This is a genomic window from Actinomycetospora sp. (assembly GCF_055612215.1).
This window is the reverse complement of sequence record NZ_JBVPVA010000017.1, coordinates 1-6,049: the sequence shown is the minus strand read 5'-3', so window position 1 is coordinate 6,049 and position 6,049 is coordinate 1. Positions and strand designations below refer to the sequence as shown.

The 6,049-nt window shown below is 75.8% G+C and carries 5 protein-coding genes and 1 pseudogene; all 6 read left to right on the top strand.

Annotated features, from left to right (window positions below; all coding sequences use genetic code 11):
- Positions 1-456 (top strand): annotated as a pseudogene (locus AC0CYZ_RS00415) (hypothetical protein); the annotation flags it as partial.
- Positions 453-1,703: an alpha/beta hydrolase gene (locus AC0CYZ_RS00410; RefSeq protein WP_472210924.1), complete on the top strand. Its 1,251-nt coding sequence runs from the start codon at positions 453-455 to the stop codon at positions 1,701-1,703. The pseudogene AC0CYZ_RS00415 and the gene AC0CYZ_RS00410, both read left to right, overlap by 4 nt.
- Complete coding sequence (locus tag AC0CYZ_RS00405) at positions 1,700-2,839, top strand: acyltransferase family protein (protein WP_472210921.1); 1,140 nt, start codon at positions 1,700-1,702, stop codon at positions 2,837-2,839. Before AC0CYZ_RS00410 ends, AC0CYZ_RS00405 begins: the two co-directional genes overlap by 4 nt.
- Before the next feature lie 48 nt (positions 2,840-2,887).
- On the top strand, positions 2,888-3,547 hold the full coding sequence (locus tag AC0CYZ_RS00400) for a phosphatase PAP2 family protein (protein WP_472210918.1): 660 nt from the start codon (positions 2,888-2,890) through the stop codon (positions 3,545-3,547).
- 15 nt (positions 3,548-3,562) lie between these two features.
- Positions 3,563-4,906, top strand: coding sequence for a serine/threonine-protein kinase (locus AC0CYZ_RS00395; protein ID WP_472210915.1), 1,344 nt, complete (start codon positions 3,563-3,565; stop codon positions 4,904-4,906).
- Between the two features lie 252 nt (positions 4,907-5,158).
- Positions 5,159-5,848: an MGDG synthase family glycosyltransferase gene (locus tag AC0CYZ_RS00390; RefSeq protein ID WP_472210911.1), complete on the top strand. Its 690-nt coding sequence runs from the start codon at positions 5,159-5,161 to the stop codon at positions 5,846-5,848.
- Positions 5,849-6,049: the final 201 nt, after the last annotated feature.

Here is a 6,049-nt window from a genome sequence, read left to right as displayed (position 1 = left end):
CGGACGGTGCCCTCGGACCTCTACAGCACGCACCTGGTGATGTGGCTCTTCGTCCTCGGCTGGCTGCTCCACCGCGCGGTCACGGTCCCGCAGCGCGTGGTGGCCGTGGCGGCCGCCCTGCTGTTGGTGCCCCCGTTCTTCGGGTCCGCGTACGGGCACGCCGCGATCGTGCTCGTCGGGCTGCTCGTCCTGCTCTTCGTCGACCGGATCCCGGTGCCCCGGGCGCTCGTCGCCCCGGTCACGGCCGTCGCGGGAGCCTCGCTGGGCATCTACCTCACCCACTTCGCCCTGCTGCCGCTGCTCGGCGTCGGGGTCCCCCCGGCCGTCCTGGTCGTCCTGGGGCTCGCGGTGGGGATCGTCGCCTGGCGGACGGGCACCGCCGTGGTGCAGCGCGCCGTCCGGCTCCGCACCCGTCGGGACACCCGTCCGGCGGCAGCGCCCGCGGGCCCCCGGTGACGGGGACCCGGACGCCCGGGAGGACCGGTCCCCGCCCGGCCCGACCCACCGACGGTCTCGCCCTGGCGGTCCTGACCGGCGTTGCCGGCCTCGTCCTCGTCGTCGCCGACGAGGCCTGGCGGCCCGGTCGCACCGTCACCGGGCTCGTGCCACCGACGCCGCTCCTCGTGCCGGTGTGGGGGCCCGTGATCGGCCTCGTCGCGCTCGGAGGCGTTGTGCTGTCCGCGTGGCTGTTCGCCACGCTGCGGCACCGTGCGGGGTGGGCGCTCGCCGGGGGAGCGGTGGTCGTGCTCGCCGTCGCCGCCCTGCTCGCGATCGCCGTTCCCCTCGGGGAGGTGGTCACGACCACGCTGCGCGCCGGCGGCGCGGTCGACCCGCTGCGCGCGGTCGGCGTTCTCCACCGCACACCGCGACCGCCCGACCTGCGCCCGGTGTTCACGACGAGCTCCGAGGGCGCTCCGCTGCACCTGTCGATCTGGCGCCCCGTCCCGGGAACCGCGTCCGCCGCGGCGCCGGTCCTGGTCTGGGTGCACGGGGGCGGCTGGGTCGGTGGCTCCGACCTCGGCCCGGCCGCGGCGCTGAGCCACTGGGCCGACCGCGGCTGGCTGGTCGTCAGCGTCGAGTACGGCCTCGACGGGCTTGGGCGCCCGACCTGGGACCGGGCCGGACCCGAGGTCGCCTGCGCGCTGGGTCACGTCGTCGCCGACGCCGCCCCGCTGGGCGGCGACCCCTCCCGGATCGTGCTCGGGGGCGACTCGGCCGGCGGCCAGCTCGCGGTGTCGGTGGCCTACCACGCCGCCTCCGGCACCCAGGCCTCGTCGTGCGGCTCACCCGTGCCGACACCGCGGGCCGTCGCCGTCGAGTACCCGGCGGTCGACCTCGTCGACGGCTACGAGCACGGTGCCCGCTCACCGGTCCCGCAGTTCGACGCCCGCTGGCTCGCCGCCACCTACACCGGCGGGAGCCCGACCGAGGTTCCCGACCGCTACCGGGCGGTCTCGGGTACGGCGGCGCTGACGCCGCAGGCGCCGCCCACGCTGGTGCTCGCCGCCGGGCGCGACAGCCTGGTGCCCCTGCCGGGACTGCAGCGCTTCGTGACCGCGGCCCGCGCCACGGGCGTGGACGCCACGCTGGTCACGATCCCCTTCGCCGACCACGCCTTCGACGTCGTCGACGGCTCGCTCGGTGCCCAGGCGGCCTCGACGATCCTGCAGCACTGGGCCACGAGCCGGGTCGGTGCCCCGTGACCGGCCGCCGCAACCCGTGGATGGACCTGCTGCGCGTGGCCTCCCTGCTGATGGTCGTGCTCTACCACTCCACCTCCATCGGTCCCCGGGCCTACCCGCAGTTCGTCGCGCGGCAGTTCGTGTTCGGCCACCAGATCGGGGCGAGCCTCCTGCTGGTGCTCTCCGCGCACCTCGTGGCGAGCTCGCTGGCCGACCCGGCCCGGGCCACGGCGCGCTGGTGGTTCTCGCGGGTCGTCCGACTGCTGCCCGGCTTCGTCGTCGGGACTCTCGCCGCGACCCTCGCCCTGGACTGGCTCGCTCCGGCGGGCATGTACCGCGTGGGCATCGGCGACCTGGTCGCCAACCTGGCGATGCTCTGGAACTGGAACGGCTACCACCACTGGGACTACGTCGACGGCTCGTACTGGACGCTGCCCGTGCAACTGGCGGCGTTCACCGTCGCGCCGTGGCTGCGCCGCACCCGGTTCGGGCGCGGCCGCCACCTGCGGGTGCTGCTGTGGGCCGCGGTCCTGGTCCCGCTGGTGCAGTGGCCGCTGGCCCAGACCGCAGGCGGGCTCTACGACTCGGTCGTCGACGGCCTCGGGCTCTACCGGTGGCACCTCTTCGTCGCCGGCGTCGCGGCGTACATGGTGAGCACCCGGCGGCTGCGGCGCGGCCACGGCCTGGCCCTGCTCGCCTGCTGCGTCGCCGCGCACGTCGTCCAGAACGGATCCTGGTCGCCCACGGCCGGGCTGGTCACCGACCCCTGGTCCGTGCTCGGGGTCGGACTCGGCGTCGTCGCGCTCGTGCTCGCCGCGCGCCTGCAGGCGGTCGGCGTCGCACCACCCCTCGCGGTCGCGCGGGCCGCCCGGCGGCTCGCCGGGATCTCCTACGGGGTGTACCTGGTCCACCAGACCCTGGGCTACGTGCTCATGCTGCGCCTGCAGGAATGGTTCGGGGCCGGTCCCGGCGTGCAGACGGTGGCGATGGTGATCCAGGCGGTGCTGCTCGGTGCCGCGATGACGTACTGGGTCGAGCGCCCGGCGCACCGGACCCTGATGCGGGCCTTCGACGCACGCCGCCGTCGACCCGAGGTGGTCCCGCACACTCCGGTGCGCCCTCGCGGCGCCCTGGTGGGTGCCTCGGCCGCGACCTGATCCGCTTCTCATCGGCATCACACCCACCCGCCTGGAGGCTGAGCCGTCGTGTCCCGACCCGCCCTGGTCCTGCCCCGCCCCGGCCCGACGGTGGCCGCGATGGCGCTCGCCGTCGTGGTCCTCGCGGTGCTGTGGGCCGGGGTGGTCACGGGGTCCCTGCTCGCGTCGGTGGATCCGCTGGTGGTCGGGTGGATCGTGGCGGTCCGTCCCGCCGCATCGGTGACGACGGCGGTGGTGGCGAGCACGGTCGGCCAGCCGGCGGTGATGATCGCGGTCCTCGTGGTCGTCACGGGGGTGGTCGGGTGGCGGGCGCGGTCGTGGGCGCCGGTCGCCCTCAGCGGGGCCGCCGTCGCGCTGCTCACCCTGTTCGACAACGGCGTGAAGGCGGTCGTGGCCCGCCCGCGGCCACCGACGGTGTGGCACGCCATGCCGGCGCACGGACTGTCGTTCCCCTCCGGTCATGCGCTGTGGTCCGCGGGGGCCCTGCTGCTCGTCGTCGTCCTCGTCGGGCCGGTCCGTGGGCGGCCGGTCGTCGCCCTGATCGCGGTGCTCGTCGCCGTGGTGATCGCCGGATCGCGGCTCGTCGTGGCCGTTCACTACCCGAGCGACGTGCTCGCGGGCTGGTGTCTCGCCGTTCTCGCCGACGGAATCGTGCTGATCGTCGCCGGTGCGGTCCCGTCGTCGGCCTATCGTCGAGGGGTCGGCTGAGGTGAGGGGTCTGCGATGGGCCGGGAACTGTGCGTGGGCCCGGTGGAGCGACCGGACAAGTACCGGTTGGTCCGCCTGGAGGGGTCCGGGGGCGAGGCGTCGCTGTGGCGCGCGGAGGTCGACCTCGCCGGGGAGTCCGAGGCCGTCGCGGTGAAGGTGCTGCATCCCCAGCACCACGACGACCTGGCCCGCATCAGCGCACGCTGGGCCGAGCAGGCCGAGCTGCTGCGCTTCGTCACCCACCCCTCGGTGATCGGCGTTCGCGAGTACTTCGAGGGCGCCCCGCCGCATCCGGACGCCGGAGGGACCCGCAGCCTCGACACCGACGCTCCCGACCGCGCGCTGTACCTGGTGATGAACTGGGTGACGGGTCTGCCGATGCGCGACTGGCTGTTGCTGCACGACGGGCGCGAGGGCACGGTGCGCGGGCTGCGACTGCTCGAGCAGGTCGCCGACGCCCTGGAGATGCTCCACACCGGGCGCGCGACGCCGTCGGGTCGCGCCGTGGTCCACGGCGACCTCTCGCCGGGCAACGTCATGGTCGGCGACGACGGCCGGGCCATCCTGGTCGATTTCGGGCTGGTCCGGCTCGCCCCGCACCGCACGCAGGCCGCGGCCGGCACCCCCGGGTTCGCCGCGCCGGAGGTCTGGAGCCGGGGGGAGTACACCCCGGCGGCCGACCGCTACAGCTTCGCGGCGCTGGCCTTCTTCACGCTGGTGGGCACACCGCCGCCCCTGGACGAAGCGCAGATCGCCGCACAGCTGTTCGGCCACCCGTTCCTCGTCAACACCCCACCCGCCCAGGTCGAGCAGATCCTCGCCGGGTTCAGCGTCGACCCGACGCTGCGGCCCGGCGTGGTGGAGTGGCTCCAGCACCTCCGAGGTGCCGCGTCCACGTCGACCCGCAGCATCCCGGCCGACCCGGCATCCGGCGCGGGCCCCGGGCCGTCCACCCCGGGGAGCGGTGCTGGGCGCGGGCCCGCCCCGACCGGCCGTGGCGCACGTTCCCGGCCACGGGCAGTGGTCGGCGGCGCGCACGGGGCGCACGGCGAGTACACGGGCACCGACGCCGCCGACGACGTCGAGGAGCAGCTCGCCGAGTGCCGCTCCGGTCCGGGTGAGCTGGTGTGGTTCGCCCTGCTGACCCGTCACTGGGCCGTGACGAGGACCTGGTGGTCGAACCGCTCGGGCGGCCGGAGCTACCACGTGAAGCTGCGGGACCCGGACGGCGACTGGGTCGTGGTGGAGATGCGGTTGCGCGACGAGGGCTCGTCGAGTCGGCTGGTCTGGGCCAACGGCGCCGGCGGGGTGATGACCGAGTGCCCGAGCGAGCTGGCCCGGTGGCTCGCCCCGGTCTGACCGGGACGCCCGCACCGCCCGTGGTCGGCGCGCGCGACTTCTCATCGTCGCCACATCGGGGACGGCCGACAGTGCCGCCATGACCCCGGTACCCGCCAGCGCCGAGGACCCTCCCGAGGACGTGCGACCCTCCCGGTCCGGCGCTGCTCGCCGTGACGGCCGATGAACGTACCGAGCCCGGGCGGGCCGTACGACGCCGGTGGCCGTCGGCTCCGCCCGCAGCACGCATCCGCTCCGGGGGACGGGCGGGTCGTGATCATCTCCGTGTCGGTGGGCGCCGGTCACGACGGTCCTGCGGCCGAGCTCGGCCGGCGTCTCCTCGCGCGGGGCTGGTGGGTCGACCGCCCCGACGCGCTGCGGCTCCTGCCCGCGGGTGTCGGCCCGGCGCTGCGCAGCCTCTCCGTCCTCGGGATGCGCCGCACCCCGCCGGCCCGTCGCCGGCTGCTGCGCTCCTGTGCGCGCGGGGTGGGCGGCAGGGCCACCTCGATGGCCCTCGATCGGCTCGCCGCGGGCACCGTCGAGCTGATCGGCGACCCGCCGGACGCGGTGGTGTCCACCCATCCGCTGGTCGGTCAACTGCTCGGCCGCCTGCGACGGAGCGGCGCGCTCCGGGCGCCGGCGATCAGCTATCTCACCGGGCCCGCGGTGCACCCGCTCTGGTGGCACCCCGACGTCGACCTGGTCCTCGCACCGCACGCCTCGATGACCGACCAGCTCGTGCGGGCGGCCCACGCCCGGCCCGGGCGCGCGACGATCGTCGAGACCGCGCCCGCCATGCTCGAGCCCCTCGCCTGCTCCGACGAGTCGGGCCGGCGCAGCGGTCCGCCCCGCCCGGACCCCGCCGAGATCATCCACCACGCCGCTGTCGCCCACCTCCACGACTCCCGTCCGGGTCGTGTCGTCGAGACCCCCACCGAGGCGGACTCCGCGCACTCCCTCTGAGCACCGGCGGGCGACCGGGGTGCTCAGCCCGGGTGAGGGCCGCGCGCGGTGGCGGCGGCGGCCGGCGGCGCGGGGGCACCGCCCTCGCGCTCCGCGGCCCCGGCCGGTACCGGCAGCTCGATCTCCACGATCGCCCCGCCCTCCGGCCGGTTGGCCGCTCGGGCCACGCCGTCGTGGCCCCGGGCGATCGTGGACACGATC